Genomic DNA, 14,517 nt, shown 5'->3' on the forward strand with positions numbered 1-14,517 from the left:
CAGCGGCGGGCATCAAGGAAAGTGCCAGATCACCCTGGTCGCCAGGTAAAACACGACGGCCCAGAACGCCAGCGCGGCGGCGGCGATGACGATACCCCGCCGGTTGTTCCTGGCGGCAGGCACATTCGACGGTGGTCGTAGCCAACGCTTCAGCAGCGGGTTGACGTAGTAGGGCATCGTCAGAAACGTCATGGCGAAGCTGGAGCACAGGTTCCCGACCAGCAGGTTGAGCCACAGCGGCATCTTCAACGGCCACAACAGCAGGGACAGCAACACCACCGTTGGATACAGGCCGACCCAAACCGCGATGGAGGTCTTCACATCCGACGGTGGGGACGCGTCAGACCGGTCGTCGTCGAATACGAACCAGCTGCCGAACGAGTTGTCGATGGTGCGGGAGTTGAAGTCGGCGAACTTCTCTCCCTCGGCCAGCAACTGCTTGCGTTGATCGGAGACAAGCCACCGGTCCAGGTCGGCGGCACTGTCATAACGGTAGAGAGCGGTCCACTCCTCCTGCACGCCGGGAACCGGGCGGAAGAGCTCGGTGCCCCGGAAGCCGGGAAAGCCGCTCTCCGCCAACTTGAGCCGATCCTGCCAGGCGAGGAACTCCTCGACGTCCTGCTCACTCACGCGGTGGCTGACTGCGACGGTCACCAGCGGGTCGGCCTGTCGTGTTCCGCCACCGAGTACCTGCTGGGTGCCGGGCCCCTCGAAGAACTGCTGGCCGACGGCGAGCCGCTCCTGACGGGTGGCACTGTTGAGCCACGCCATGACATGCGGAATGGAGTCGAAGCGGTAGACGACCACCCATTCCGGTTGCACGGCCGTCGGTGGGTTGATCTCGGCGGCAAGGAAACCCGGGTACTTGGAGGCTTCCCGGTTCAGATCCTTCTGCCATTCCTGGTAGGACTCTTCGGTGCCGGCGCGGACCTTCTGCCCGATGATGATCGTGGCGGTGGTGGCGGTGGAATCCTTGGTGTCCATCAGTTGGCGGGGATCAATCTACTGTAGACGAGCCTGCGGTAGATCCGCTCGGGGGACAGCGGAAGTTCCCGGTAACGGACTCCGGTGGCGTCGGCAACCGCATTGGCCAGCGCCGGAGCCACCGGGTTGACGTTCGACTCCGCGATTCCCTTGGCGCCCATCGGGCCCACCGAGTCGGCCGTCTCGACGACGAGTACCTCGGTGCGCGGAATATCGGCGAAGGTGGGGATGCGGTAGTTGCGCAGGTTGGGATTGACCATCACGCCGTCGGCGTCGACGTGGAAGTTCTCGGTCAGCGCGAACCCGATAGCCTGGGCAACGCCGCCCTCGATCTGCCCGCGCACCTGTGCCGGGTTGATCACGACACCGGCGTCGGTGGCGTGCACGCTGTAGAGGATGCGGATCTCGCCGGTCACCCTGTGCACGGCGATGCGGAAGCCGTGCGCGTTGGAGGTAACGCTGCGCGGCGATCCGTATGCCTTGCGCGACACCGTGAACGTCATATGTCGCTCACGCGCGGCCGCCATCAGCTCGCGCAGCGGCAGCGTGACATCACCGCACTGCACCGCGTCCTGATGCAGCGAGCATGCCGCGAGATCGACTCCGGTGTGGCGTGCGGCGAACCGCAGAATGGCATCGCGTAGTGCGGTCGAGGCCTTCTGCACGGCATTGCCCGACACGAACAGGCCCGCGCTGGCAAATGCGCCGGTGTCGAAGCCGGTCCTGTCGGTGTCGGACTGGACCAGCACGACCCGCGTGGGGGTTGTGCCGAGCACGGTGGCCGCGATCTGCACGTGGGCCGTCGACGTGCCTTCGCCGAATTCGACCGTGCCGACAGCGATCTCGTAGACGCCATCGTCACGAAGGGTGGCCCACGCATCCGAGATGTGTTCGGTGGGCGGCGCGGTTTCGTGGATGGAGCTGGCGGTACCGGTACCGACCAGCCAGTCATCGCCGAGGGCGTGCCCGTTGCTGCTGCGCGTCAATGCGGCGTCGACCATGTCGATGCACGCGGTCAGGCCGTCTTCGGAGAAGGTCACATCGTCGGGATGCTCGCCGATGGCCAGCAGCGCGTCACCGGGGCGGATCACGTTGCGCCGCCGGAACTCCAACGGGTCGAGGTCCAGCGCGAGCGCGAGCTCGGTTATCGCCGACTCGACGGCGAATGTCGGCTGCGTCATGCCGTAACCGCGCAGCGCGCCGCTGGGCACCGTGTTGGTGTAGACGGAGTACCCGTCGAACTTCTTGTTGGGACAACGGTATTGCATCACCGCGGCACCGCCGGCGAACAACGTCTCACCGCCGTGGTTGCCGTAGGCGCCGGTGTTCGACACGTTGCGGAAAGCCAGCGCGGTCAGCGTGCCGTCGGCTTTGGCGCCGAGCTTGACGGTGATCGTCATCGGATGCCGTGGCGACGCGGTGGTGAACTCCTCCTCGCGGGTGTACTCCCAGCAGACCGGCCGGCCGATGTCCATCGTCGCCATCGCGACCAGGTCCTCCGAGATCACCTCCTGCTTGCCGCCGAATCCGCCGCCGACCCGTTTGCAGAACACGCGCAGCTGATCGGGACGCAGGTCGAACAGGTGCGACAGCTTGAGTTTGCAGATCGACGGGGACTGTGAGCTCGTCCTCACGTGCAGCCTGCCGTCCTCCATCCACGCGATCGACCCGTGCGTCTCGAGATGGGCGTGCTGCACCCTTGGCGAGTGGTAGGTCGCCTCGTGAACGACGTCAGCTTCGGCGAAGCCCGCTGCCACATCGCCGATCTCCCCGTGCAGCTCGAGAAGGATGTTGTGCTCGGGGTCGACGATGAACGGGTCGTCTGCGCCGTGCAGTCGGGGCGCACCGTCGGCCATTGCCTCCTCGGGGTCGAATACGGCGGGCAGCACCTCGTAGTCGACCTTGACCTGCCTGCAGCCCTTCTCCGCGGCGCCGACCGAGTCCGCGACGACGGCCACCACTCGCTGACCGGCGAACCGCATCAGGTCGTCGAGGATCATGGTGTCGTCGGGATCGACGAGATGGTCGGTGTGGATCGCGGTGTTGAACCGCTTCTGCGGCACGTCCTGCCAGGTGTAGACGCGGTGCACGCCGGGCACCGCAAGCGCGGCGGTCTTGTCGATCGACACGATGCGGGCATGCGCGTGCGGTGAGTGCAACACCTTGAGGTGAAGCATGCCGTCCATCTCGGTGTCCATCGTGTACTCGGCACGGCCGGTGACGACGTCGGTGCCCGCGGCCGCCGCCACGCTGGTGCCGACGGCCTCGCCGGGGGCGGCCTCCTCGATGTCGACGACCCCGTTGATCGCATCCTCGATCGCCCGGTAACCGGTGCAGCGGCACAGGTTTCCCTTCAGCGCGCGCGGCAGATCCCGCTTCTGCTCGTCGGTGAAGGTCGCCGACGTCATGATCATGCCCGCGGTGCAGAAGCCGCACTGGAAGCCGGGGGCGTCGCGGAACTGTCGCTGCAGGGGATGCAGCTCCTCCGGAGTGCCGAGGCCTTCGATCGTCGTCACCTCGCGGCCGTCGGCGCGGAAGGCGGGCGTGATGCAGCTGTGCACCGGATCGCCGTCGAGCCATACCGTGCATGCACCACAATCGCCTGCGTCGCAACCCTTTTTGACGCCACGCCAGCCCAGCGAGCGCACGAAGGTGCGAAGGCACTGCCCTGGCCGCGGCTCCTCATGGAAGGTCTCGCCGTTGACGGTGTAGCTCATGCGGCCAGCTCCGTCCGGATCTCCTCTGCGAAGTGCTTGGCCAGATGTCGCCGGTGGTCGGGTGTGCCGTTCGGGTCGTCGAACCAGATCTGCTCGGGCAGCGAGTCGATACTGTGCTGCAGCGCGTCGGTGTCGGGTACGGCGTCGAACGCGAGTCGCACCGGGCGCGTCGTGCCCGCGGTGATGGTCAGTCCGAAACCGCCGTCGGCCTGCGTGGCGATCATGAAGATGGTCGACCGGCCCAGCTTGGTCAGCGTGAATCGCCGGTGGGTGTTCCGCTTCCGAAGCGCAGCGGCCGGGATGTCGATCTTCCGCAGCAGTTCGCCGGGCGCGAGGATGTTCTGGTGGTTGCCGGTGACGAAATCGGCGGCGTCGACGGTGCGCTCGGACCCGTCGGTGGACTGCAGCGTATAGGAGGCTTCGAGCGCGACCGTCATGGTGATCATCGGTCCCGCGGGGAGTGACATGGCGATGTTGCCGCCGACCGTCGCGGTGTTCCATACCTTGAACGATGCGAGGAAGGCCTCGCAGCTGGTTCGGAACAGCGGCGCGGCCGCCCAATCGCCTGGTGCCCGGTACCCGTAGAGGGCAGCAATGGTGCACATCGCGCCGATTTCGAGGCCGTCGTCCGTCGCGATCAGACCGTCCCAGCCCAGGGGAACCAGGTCGATCAGGCGGCGCAGATCAGGTTGCTGATCGGAGAAAAGCCAGGTCCCTCCCGCCAACCAGGCGTCGCCCTCGCGCCAGTCGCCCGGCAGCTCGGACGGGTGCCGGACAACCTCGGTGATCGTGTTGACGTCCACGTCAATGCCCTTCAGAGGATGGGAGGCAGCACGTTGGGGCCGGCGAAGCCGACGTCGCTGACTTTAGGCGGTCGACGCCGTGACCACGGGTAGTTGACGTGTTTGCAGCGCGCCGGCTAGCAAGCGGCTGGGCTGTACAAAGAAATCCAAAAAAGTCAGACTTGAGCGGAACAGACTCAACCTTGACTGCGTTGAGCCTTAAGACAAGCATTTCCCTATCCGTAGATCGGAGGTGTCGTGGACTCGTTCAATCCGACGACCAAGACCCAGGCTGCGCTGACCGCGGCGTTGCAGGCGGCGACCACCGCAGGTAACCCGCAGATCATGCCTGCCCATCTGTTGATGGCACTGCTCACCCAGAACGATGGCATTGCCGCCCCGTTACTGGAGGCCGTCGGCGTCGAACCCGCGACTGTTCGCACCGAGACGCAACAGCTCCTCGACCGGCTGCCCAGCGCCAGTGGCGCAAGCTCGCAGCCGCAACTGTCCCGTGAATCGATCGCAGCCATCACCACGGCGCAGAACCTGGCCACCGAGATGGACGACGAGTACGTCTCGACCGAACACCTCATGGTCGGCCTCGCCACCGGCGATTCGGACGTCGCCAAACTGCTCACCGGCCACGGTGCGTCGCCGCAGGCGCTGCGCGAGGCGTTCGTGAAGGTGCGCGGCAGCGCCCGTGTCACCAACCCCGATCCGGAGGGCAGCTATCAAGCGTTGGAGAAGTACTCCACCGACCTGACCGCCCGCGCGCGCGAAGGCAAGCTCGACCCGGTCATCGGGCGCGACACCGAGATTCGACGTGTCGTGCAGGTGCTGTCGAGGCGCACCAAGAACAACCCGGTGCTGATCGGCGAGCCCGGCGTCGGCAAGACCGCGATCGTCGAAGGTCTGGCGCAGCGCATCATCGCAGGCGATGTGCCCGAGAGCCTGCGCGACAAGACCGTCATCTCACTGGATCTCGGCTCGATGGTTGCCGGCAGCAAGTACCGCGGTGAGTTCGAGGAGCGGCTCAAGGCCGTGCTCGACGACATCAAGAACAGTGCGGGACAGATCATCACGTTCATCGACGAGCTACACACCATCGTGGGTGCCGGGGCGACCGGTGACTCGTCGATGGACGCGGGCAACATGATCAAGCCCATGCTGGCCCGTGGTGAACTGCGGCTGGTCGGTGCGACCACGCTCGACGAGTACCGCAAGTACATCGAGAAGGACGCCGCGCTGGAACGCCGTTTCCAGCAGGTGTACGTCGGGGAACCCTCGGTGGAGGACACCGTCGGCATCCTGCGCGGCCTCAAGGAGCGCTACGAGGTGCACCACGGCGTGCGCATCACCGACTCCGCGTTGGTGTCGGCCGCGACGCTGTCCGACCGCTACATCACCGCACGGTTCCTCCCTGACAAGGCCATCGACCTGGTCGACGAGGCCGCGTCACGGCTACGCATGGAGATCGACTCGCGGCCCGTCGAGATCGACGAGGTCGAACGGCTGGTCCGTCGACTCGAGATCGAGGAGATGGCGCTGGCCAAGGAGTCCGACGACGCGTCGAAGGAACGGCTCGACAAGCTGCGCTCCGAATTGGCCGACAAGAAGGAGCAATTGGCCGAGCTGACCACGCGCTGGCAGAACGAGAAGAGCGCCATCGACATCGTGCGTGAGCTCAAGGAGCAACTCGAGACCCTGCGTCAGGAATCCGACCGTGCCGAGCGCGACGGTGATCTGGCCAAGGCCGCCGAGCTGCGCTACGGCCGCATCCCCGAGGTCGAGAAGAAGCTCGACGCGGCGGTGCCTCAGGCCGAGGCGCGCGAGAACGTCATGCTCAAGGAGGAGGTCGGCCCCGACGACATCGCCGAGGTGGTTTCGGCGTGGACCGGTATCCCCGCCGGGCGCATGCTCGAAGGCGAGACGGCCAAGCTGTTGCGCATGGAGGACGAGCTCGGCAAGCGCGTCGTCGGCCAGCGCAAGGCCGTGCAGGCCGTCTCGGATGCGGTACGGCGTTCGCGCGCAGGCGTCGCGGACCCGAACCGGCCGACGGGGTCGTTCATGTTCCTCGGCCCGACCGGTGTGGGCAAGACCGAGCTGGCGAAAGCGTTGGCGGAGTTCCTGTTCGACGACGAACGCGCGATGGTGCGCATCGACATGAGCGAGTACGGCGAGAAGCACTCCGTGGCTCGCCTTGTCGGTGCACCTCCCGGCTACGTGGGCTACGACCAGGGCGGTCAGCTGACCGAGGCGGTGCGCCGCCGTCCGTACACGGTGATCCTCTTCGACGAGATCGAGAAGGCGCATCCGGATGTGTTCGACGTGCTGCTGCAGGTGCTCGACGAGGGTCGGTTGACCGACGGCCAGGGGCGCACGGTCGACTTCCGCAACACGATCCTGATCCTGACGTCCAACCTGGGCTCGGGTGGGACCGAGGAGCAGGTGATGGCCGCGGTGCGCTCGGCGTTCAAGCCCGAGTTCATCAACCGGCTCGACGACGTGATCATCTTCGACGGGCTCGAACCCGGTGAGCTGGTGGCCATCGTCGACATCCAGCTGGAGCAGTTGGCCAAGCGGCTGGCCCAGCGCCGGCTGACGCTGGAGGTGTCGTTGCCCGCCAAGCAGTGGCTGGCCCAGCGCGGCTTCGACCCGCTCTACGGCGCCCGGCCGCTGCGCCGACTCATCCAGCAGGCCATCGGCGACCCGCTCGCCAAGATGCTGCTGGCCGGCGACGTGCACGACGGCGACGTGGTGCCGGTCAACGTCAGCGCGGACGGCGACTCGCTCGTCCTCGGGTGAAAGAACCGTTGAGACTGCGGTCGGATCGCGATTTCGCTTCGGGACGCGATCCCGTCGCAGTTTCGCGTTTCTAGCCCGGCCTGATCTCGCCGCGTTCGAAAGCGCGGGTCTGGGCGCCAGCGTCGATGATCCGCTGCAGCCGTTCGCGAGCGACCGGCTGGGCAAGGGCTTCGCGCATCAGCTGATCCTCGATGCGCAGACCGGTAGTCAGATCGGTCTGCGCATCGAGCGCGACGTCGACCGCCCGTTTGGCCGCGGCGATGGCCGTCGGAGGGCACGACGCGATGCGGGTGGCGAGCTTGTCGACGAACCGCCTCAGCTCGTCGGCGGGCAGCGTGCGGTCGACATAGCCCCACGCCTCGGCGGTTTCGGCATCGATGTCCCGGCAGCCGAGGATGACTTCGAGTGCCCGGCTGCGACCGATCAGGCGAGGGAGGCGCTGCGTGCCGCCGCCGCCGGGGATGATCCCGACCGCCGCCTCGGGATGGCCGAGGACCGTTGTGCCGAGTGCGGCGTAACGCATGTCGAACGCCATCGCGAATTCGCAGCCACCGCCGCGGGCGGTGCCCTCGATGACGGCGATGGTCGCGACGGGCAGCGTGCGGAACTTCTCCGTCATGGCGTGGAACACCGATAGCTCGTCGTGCAGGGCCGTGTCGCCGATCGGCAGGTTCATGATGAGGCCGACATCGGCGTGCGCTATGAAGAACTGCGGGTCGGCGGAGTCGACAATGAGCACGCGCAGTTCGTCGTCGGCTGCGACTTCCGTTGCGAGGCGGTCGATCTCACTCATCAAACCCACATCGAGCAGGTTGATCGGCGGATGGTCGATGGTCGCGCGGCAAATTCCGCGCTCGACCGTCAGGTGCAGAAACCGGTAGTCGTCGTAGGCCATGAACAGAGACGCTATGCGACCCGGATCACAAACTGACGTTTCCGCTGGAACGGCTTTGGCTACTCCTCGCATTGACGAGGAGGTCAGAAATGTCGGAGTGGTTGTGGATCGTGATCGCGATTCTGGTGGTTGTCGGACTCGCGATCCTGGTGTGGTCGATGAGCCGCCGAAAAAGGCGGTCGGCTCGGCTGAAGGAACACTTCGGACCGGAGTACGAACGGACCGTCGACGAACTGGGTGAAGAGCGGGCCGCGGAAGCCGAACTGCTGCAACGGGAGAGGAAGCACAAGAAACTCGACATCATCGAGCTGACGCCGGAGGCACGCCAGGAGCACGCGGCGACGTGGCACAAGGTGCAGGCCGATTTCGTCGATGCGCCGTCCGAGGCGGTCGGGCAAGCGGAGCGCCTGGTGACGCGGGTCATGCGGGAGCGCGGCTACCCGATCGACGACTTCGAGCAGCGCGCCGCCGACATCTCTGTCGACCACCCCGACGTTGTCGACAACTACCGCAGCGCGCACTCGATCTATCAGTCACACCACAACGGTCAGATCGAAACCGAAGCGGCGCGACAGGCATTCGTGCACTACCGCGCCCTCTTCGACCGGTTGCTTGGATCGGATTCCGGCACCGAGAAGCAGGTTCAGACCGACAATCATTTCAGGAGGCAGACGCATGACCACGCATGAGACTCAGCCCGCGACGATGGACACGACAGCCCGGCTGAACCGGGGTGCGGCGCCGAGCTCGGAGCCGGTCGAGCAGGCGCGGGAGCCGCAGAATCTGGCCGAGTCGACGTCCGCGGCCGGACCGGCTCATGCGGCAGGCTCATCCGACCAGACGCTGTTCGGCGACGGTGAGCTGTCGGGCTTCCACGCGCGGTGGACCGAGGTGCAGGCGGCGTTCGTCGACGATCCGCGCGACTGCGTGCAGAAGGCCGACGGCTTGGTGTCCGACGTCGTCGACCGGCTGACGGCCGGCTTCGCGCAGGCGCGTGCCGGGCTGGAGGAGCAGTGGAGTCGCGGCGAACAGGTCTCGACCGAGGACCTTCGCCTGGCCCTTCAGCGTTATCGCGACTTCTTCGAGCGCCTACTCGCGATTTGAGCCGTGGCCAGAGGGGCCGCTGAAGCCATGCGTAACGGGGTTGTGACCCGCTCGAGTTCTGGTATATGGGCGACCGCCAAGTAGGCTATGGGTAATGGTTCCCCTCTGGTTCACGCTGTCCGCGCTCTGTTTCGTGGGTGCGGCCGTGCTTCTGTACGTCGACATCGACCGTCGGCGCGGTCTGGGGCGTCGCCGCAAGTCGTGGGCGAAATCGCACGGCTTCGACTACGAGCACGCGTCCGACGACCTCATCACGCGGTGGAAGCGCGGGGTGATGTCGACTGTCGGCGACGTCAGCGCCAAGAACGTCGTGCTCGGCCAGATCCGCGGCGAGGCGGTGTTCATCTTCGATCTCGAAGACGTCGCCACCGTGATCGCCCTGCACCGCAAGGTCGGCACGAACGTGGTCGTCGATCTGCGGCTCAAGGGCATCAAGGAGCCCCGCGAGAACGACATCTGGCTGCTCGGCGCGATCGGCCCGCGGATGGTCTACTCCACCAACCTCGACGCGGCGCGGCGCGCCTGCGACCGGCGGATGGTGACGTTCGCCCACACCGCGCCCGACTGCGCCGAGATCATGTGGAACGAGCAGAACTGGACGCTGGTCAGCATGCCCGTCACCAGCACGCGCGCCCAGTGGGACGAGGGCCTGCGCACCGTGCGGCAGTTCAACGACCTGCTTCGGGTGCTGCCCCCGGTTCCGCAGACCGGTGCAGGCGCCGCGACGGGCCAGCCCGCCCGCCCCGCCGCAGCGCCAGGGCGTCCGGTCACGCCGGCCCCCACCGAGGCCCGCTATGCACAGCCGCGGGCCGACCGGTCCGACCCGGCGATCCGCCGCCCACCACCGCGAAACGGCCGCCAGTCACCGCACTATCAGCGGTAAGTAACCTCATCGCATGCCGCGTCCTGTCGCTTTGATCACCGGACCGACATCCGGTCTGGGTGCCTGCTTCGCGCGGCGCTACGCCATCGACGGCTATGACCTGGTGTTGGTGGCCCGTGACGTCCCTCGGCTGGAGGCACTGGCCGCCGAATTGCACGACGAGGCGGGCGCGACGGTCGAGGTGCTGCCTGCCGACCTCGCCGACGCGGCCGATCGTGCCAAGGTCGCCGACCGGTTGTCCGCGGGCGTGCGGGTGCTGGTCAACAACGCAGGCTTCGGCACCTCCGGAGAGTTCTGGACAGCCAGCCTCGATGTGCTGCAGAGCCAGCTCGATGTCAACGTCACCGCCGTCATGCAGTTGACCCACGCCGCGCTGCCGCCGATGCTCGACGCGGGCGAGGGCACCGTCATCAACGTCGCCAGCGTGGCGGGGCTGCTCCCAGGCCGCGGGTCGACGTACTCGGCGTCCAAAGCATGGGTGGTCTCGTTCAGCGAGGGCCTGGCGAACGGTCTCGGCGGCACCGGAGTCGGCGTGCACGCGCTGTGTCCCGGCTTCGTGCGCACCGAATTCCACGAGCGCGCGGGCATCGAGATGGACGGTACCCCGTCGTTCCTGTGGCTCGAGGTGGACGACGTCGTGCGCGACTGCCTGGCCGACGCCGCGAGGGGCAACGTCGTCATCGTGCCCGGCGTGCAGTACAAGGCGCTGACCACCGCGGGCCGGCTGGTGCCGCGAAACCTGGTGCGGCGCATCAACAAGACGGTGGCCAAGGGCCGTGGCCGTACCTGAGTCTCGGTGCGCGCTCTAGTCGCCCTGCTGTCAGCGGTCGCACTCCTGATGGCATCGGCATGCTCACGCGACGACGACAGCACAGACCCGTACGCCGTGCAGACCGCCGCGATCGGCGAATCGCTTGCCGTGCTCGGCTGGAACATCTCGCTGGCCAATCTGCGGTTCGACGGTGACTACGTGCTGTTCGACATCGACGCATCGCCGACCGAGGCCGACAAGCCGCATGCCAAACCCAACGACATCCGGTTCGGGCTCTACGGCGCGCTCGCGCACCCTTTGGAGGCGAACGCGATCGGCGGGTGTCGCGACGTGACCAGCCTCGCGGTGCAGCCCGCGGCCGCGCCGACCCCCAACCAGCTCTCCGGCACGGTGTGCATCGGGCCGATGCGCGACCAGGCCCAGGTGCGTGGCGTGTACGCGTACTCGCCGAAGGACCGGATGGCCGGTACGACCGTCTCCTACGGCGCGGCCTATCCGGTCGGGGTGCCGCAGACCAACGATAACGACGCGGGGCTGTCGGTCAGCACGACGAGCGTCGACGCGTTCCGTGCCGACGGCGCCCAGCTGGACCCCACCGCGCTCGGCGACCCGAATGCGTTCAACGGCAAGGGCTACATGCTGCTCGGACTCGAAATCAGCGGCGTGGCAGCGCGATACCGCGACCAGTCCGCGGCGCGGGGCGGCCCGCTGATGGTGCTGGCCGCACCGACACTGCCCGCACCCGGCCTGTCGCACGCGTGCGACGTCTACGGCGCGTCGCTGCTGGTGCTGCCCGACGCGTCGCTGAACGCCGTCCAGATTCGGGCATCGCTGTGCACGCAGGGCGAGATGAACGCCGCACTGCTCTATGCGTCGGTGTCGCTCGTCGGCACGCACGCCGCGCTGTGGACCAAGAATGACTGACGCGGGACCGACGGAGTGGGGTGAGACCGCGGGCGTCGGCCCGTGGAACTGCGACCCGCCTGATGACCCCCGCTACGACCCCGCACTGCTGCGCGACGGCGATACCCGCAACGTCGTCGACGCGTACCGCTACTGGACGCGGGAGGCGATCGTCGCCGACATCGACGGGCGCCGCCATCCGCTGCACATCGCGATCGAGAACTTCGGCAACGACGCCAACATCGGTTCGGTGGTGCGCACGGCCAACGCGTTCGCCGTCGACACCGTGCACATCGTCGGGCGGCGGCGCTGGAACCGCCGCGGCGCCATGGTCACCGACCGCTATCAGCGGCTGCGCCACCACGACACCACCGCAGACCTGCTGACGTTCGCATCCGATGCCGGGCTGACCGTGGTCGCCGTGGACAACGTGCCCGGCGCGCGGCGCATCGAGGAAACCCCGCTTCCCCTGGCCTGCCTGCTGGTGTTCGGGCAGGAAGGCCCCGGCATCACCGACGACACGAGGACCGGCGCCGAACTAACCGTGTCGATCGCCCAGTTCGGTTCCACACGCAGCGTCAACGCGGGCGTCGCCGCCGGTATCGCGATGCACACCTGGATCGTTCAGCATGCCGACCTCGGACTCGCCTGGTAGCCGCGCGCGCAGCAGCATCCAGACGGCCGCGGCGGAGATCAGCATCAGTGCCGACCCGACACCGGAGGCGATCGCCAGGCCGTTGGTGAAGGCTTCCTTGGCCGCTGTCAGCAGCGCTTCGCTCTGGGCGGCGGGCAGTGTTTCGGCCACGTGGATCGCCGCCGACAACGAGTCGCGGGCATGGCTCTCGACGGCGGGCGGGATGCCGGCCGGAACCGCGAAGCCGCGGTACACGCTCGTGACGATCGAACCGAGCGTCGCGATGCCGAGCGCCATGCCCAGCTCGTAGGCGGTTTCCGAAACCGCGGCCGCGGCGCCTGCGCGCTCCTTTTCGACGCTGGCCAAAATGACGTCGCTGGCCACGGTGAACGCCAGGCCGAGCCCGACGCCGACAAGGAACAATGCGGTGCCCAGCGGCAGGTAGGGCGTCGACGGTGTGAGGAAGGTCAGCGACGCCATCGCCACGCCGACGAGGGCGAGGCCTGCGGTGAGCACGGCCCGTGACGACCAGTAGCGAACGGCGACGCCTGCGAGCACACCGAAGATCGTCGCGGTCACGGCGGCAGGCAGCTCGGCGAGCCCGGCTTTCAATGGCCCGTATCCGTGCACCAGCTGGAAGAACTGCGACAGGAAGAACACCAGGCCCGACAGCCCGAGCACCGAAAGAAGGTTCGCGGCCACCACGCCGGAGAACGCGCGGTTACCGAACAACCGGACGTCGATCAGCGGCGCGGGCAGTCGCAACTGTCTGCGGACGAACACGATCAGCGCCGCGGCGCCGAGTGCGCCCGCCGCCAGCACGTCGGGCCGGACGCCAAGCGCAGCGCCTTCTTTGATGGCGTAGACGACGCCGAGCATGCCGACCATCGACAGGCCGACGCTCGGCAGGTCCCACGGCCCTGGCTGCGGGTTGCGGTGTTCGGGCAGCAGCAGGACGCCACCGATGAGCAGCACGACCATCACGGGCACGTTGATCAGGAACACTGAGCCCCACCAGAAGTGCTCGAGCAGGATGCCGCCGAGAACAGGCCCGAACGCGGCGCCTGCCGAGAAGGCCGCTGCCCAGATGCCAACGGCGACACTGCGTTCCCTCGCGTCGGGGAAGAGCCCGCGGATCAGCGCGAGCGTGGCGGGGGTCAGCGTCGCGCCCGCTACGCCGAGCATCGCGCGCGACGCAATCAGCATCTCGGCGCTGCTCGAATACGCGGTGATGACCGACACGAGCGCGAATGCCGTTGCACCGCAGAGCAGAAGCTTCTTGTGGCCGATTCGGTCACCGAGGCTGCCCATGCTGATCAGGAGGGCGGCGAGCACGAATGAGTAGATGTCGCCGATCCACAGGATCTGGGTGAAACTGGCGCCGAGGTCTTCGCCGATGAAGGGCGTGGCAAGGGCCAGCACAGTCCCGTCGACGCCGATCAGCAGGACGGCGAGGGTGAGGACACCGAGGGCGAGCCAGCGGCGGGTCATGAGGTACTCACTCCATACAGAAGTAGTTCGGTGATGATGTGCTCGAAGTCGCGAGCCGCGACGCGGCCGACCTGTATGGACCAGCCCGCGCCGGCGGCGAGGCTGTACAACGCCTCGGTGAGCCAGGTGGCGGTGAGGTCGGGCCGGAACTCGCCCGCGCGCTGGCCACGGGTGAACAGCGCGGTGATCTCCTCGTCGATGGCCGCCCAGCCGTGCATCGACTGGTCGGGGTCGATCTCCTGGCTCTGGCTGTAGAGCAGTGCCAGGTAGGGCGACACCCGCTGGAAGGCGGTGATCAGCCTGCGCAGCGCCGCCGTGGCCGAATCCTCGTCGAGACGGGCGGTTTTCAGCGCGTTGCGCATCTCGTCGATCGCGAGCTCGTCGAGTGCCTGCATCAGCGCGGGCTTACCCGAGAAGTGGCGATGCAGGGTCGCGCGGCTCACCCCGACCGCGGTCGCGATCTCGTCCTGGGTGGCGTTGGGTCTGCGGCCCAGGAAGTCGGCGGCAGCGCGAAGCAGACCGTCGCGATCGAGAGACATGAGACAAC

General features: G+C 67.3%; 13 protein-coding genes. 7 read left to right on the top strand and 6 right to left on the bottom strand.

What is annotated here, in order from left to right; translation table 11 throughout:
* Positions 1–12 precede the first annotated feature (12 nt).
* Genes C6A82_RS01990 through C6A82_RS02000 form a run of 3 tightly spaced genes read right to left on the bottom strand, consistent with a single transcriptional unit; the run spans position 13 to position 4,504 of the window.
* Positions 13–984 carry an antibiotic biosynthesis monooxygenase gene (locus C6A82_RS01990; protein ID WP_105345172.1) on the bottom strand — a complete coding sequence of 324 codons (972 nt, stop codon included), beginning with the start codon at positions 982–984 and terminating at the stop codon, positions 13–15.
* A complete protein-coding gene (locus C6A82_RS01995; protein ID WP_105345171.1) occupies positions 984–3,701 on the bottom strand; it encodes a molybdopterin-dependent oxidoreductase in 2,718 nt (905 codons plus the stop codon). Before C6A82_RS01995 ends, C6A82_RS01990 begins: the two co-directional genes overlap by 1 nt.
* Complete coding sequence (locus C6A82_RS02000; RefSeq protein ID WP_105345169.1) at positions 3,698–4,504, bottom strand: xanthine dehydrogenase family protein subunit M; 807 nt, start codon at positions 4,502–4,504, stop codon at positions 3,698–3,700. The genes C6A82_RS01995 and C6A82_RS02000 overlap by 4 nt, the downstream gene beginning before the upstream one ends.
* Before the next feature lie 237 nt (positions 4,505–4,741).
* Here C6A82_RS02000 and clpB point away from each other — a divergent pair, with 237 nt between their 5' ends.
* The gene (clpB, locus tag C6A82_RS02005) at positions 4,742–7,288 is read left to right on the top strand and encodes an ATP-dependent chaperone ClpB (RefSeq protein ID WP_105345168.1); all 2,547 of its coding nucleotides are present in this window, start codon (positions 4,742–4,744) and stop codon (positions 7,286–7,288) included.
* A gap of 70 nt (positions 7,289–7,358) precedes the next feature.
* Here the strand turns inward: clpB and C6A82_RS02010 are convergent, their stop codons facing one another.
* Positions 7,359–8,183 carry an enoyl-CoA hydratase/isomerase family protein gene (locus tag C6A82_RS02010; protein WP_105345166.1) on the bottom strand — a complete coding sequence of 275 codons (825 nt, stop codon included), beginning with the start codon at positions 8,181–8,183 and terminating at the stop codon, positions 7,359–7,361.
* Between the two features lie 89 nt (positions 8,184–8,272).
* On the opposite strand from C6A82_RS02010, the gene C6A82_RS02015 reads away from it, so the two are divergent.
* From C6A82_RS02015 to C6A82_RS02040, 6 genes are all read left to right on the top strand, one after another.
* Positions 8,273–8,872, top strand: a complete 600-nt coding sequence (locus C6A82_RS02015; protein ID WP_105345165.1) for a hypothetical protein — start codon at positions 8,273–8,275, stop codon at positions 8,870–8,872.
* Positions 8,859–9,287: a hypothetical protein gene (locus tag C6A82_RS02020; protein WP_105345163.1), complete on the top strand. Its 429-nt coding sequence runs from the start codon at positions 8,859–8,861 to the stop codon at positions 9,285–9,287. The genes C6A82_RS02015 and C6A82_RS02020 overlap by 14 nt, the downstream gene beginning before the upstream one ends.
* A 94-nt stretch (positions 9,288–9,381) precedes the next feature.
* Entirely contained in the window at positions 9,382–10,170 is a 789-nt protein-coding gene (gene ttfA / locus C6A82_RS02025; protein ID WP_311101623.1) for a trehalose monomycolate transport factor TtfA, read from the top strand.
* Between the two features lie 13 nt (positions 10,171–10,183).
* Positions 10,184–10,960 carry an SDR family oxidoreductase gene (locus C6A82_RS02030; RefSeq protein WP_105341575.1) on the top strand — a complete coding sequence of 259 codons (777 nt, stop codon included), beginning with the start codon at positions 10,184–10,186 and terminating at the stop codon, positions 10,958–10,960.
* Between the two features lie 6 nt (positions 10,961–10,966).
* Positions 10,967–11,866 carry a hypothetical protein gene (locus C6A82_RS02035; RefSeq protein ID WP_105341573.1) on the top strand — a complete coding sequence of 300 codons (900 nt, stop codon included), beginning with the start codon at positions 10,967–10,969 and terminating at the stop codon, positions 11,864–11,866.
* Positions 11,859–12,500 carry an RNA methyltransferase gene (locus tag C6A82_RS02040; protein WP_105341571.1) on the top strand — a complete coding sequence of 214 codons (642 nt, stop codon included), beginning with the start codon at positions 11,859–11,861 and terminating at the stop codon, positions 12,498–12,500. The genes C6A82_RS02035 and C6A82_RS02040 overlap by 8 nt, the downstream gene beginning before the upstream one ends.
* On the opposite strand, the gene C6A82_RS02045 is transcribed toward C6A82_RS02040, so the two are convergent.
* Positions 12,384–13,970, bottom strand: a complete 1,587-nt coding sequence (locus tag C6A82_RS02045) for an MFS transporter (RefSeq protein WP_311101625.1) — start codon at positions 13,968–13,970, stop codon at positions 12,384–12,386. The genes C6A82_RS02040 and C6A82_RS02045 overlap by 117 nt on opposite strands.
* On the bottom strand, positions 13,967–14,509 hold the full coding sequence (locus C6A82_RS02050; RefSeq protein WP_105341245.1) for a TetR/AcrR family transcriptional regulator: 543 nt from the start codon (positions 14,507–14,509) through the stop codon (positions 13,967–13,969). Before C6A82_RS02050 ends, C6A82_RS02045 begins: the two co-directional genes overlap by 4 nt.
* Positions 14,510–14,517: the final 8 nt, after the last annotated feature.

Origin of the sequence: Mycobacterium sp. ITM-2016-00318, from assembly GCF_002968285.2 — a bacterium.
Lineage (GTDB): Bacteria > Actinomycetota > Actinomycetes > Mycobacteriales > Mycobacteriaceae > Mycobacterium.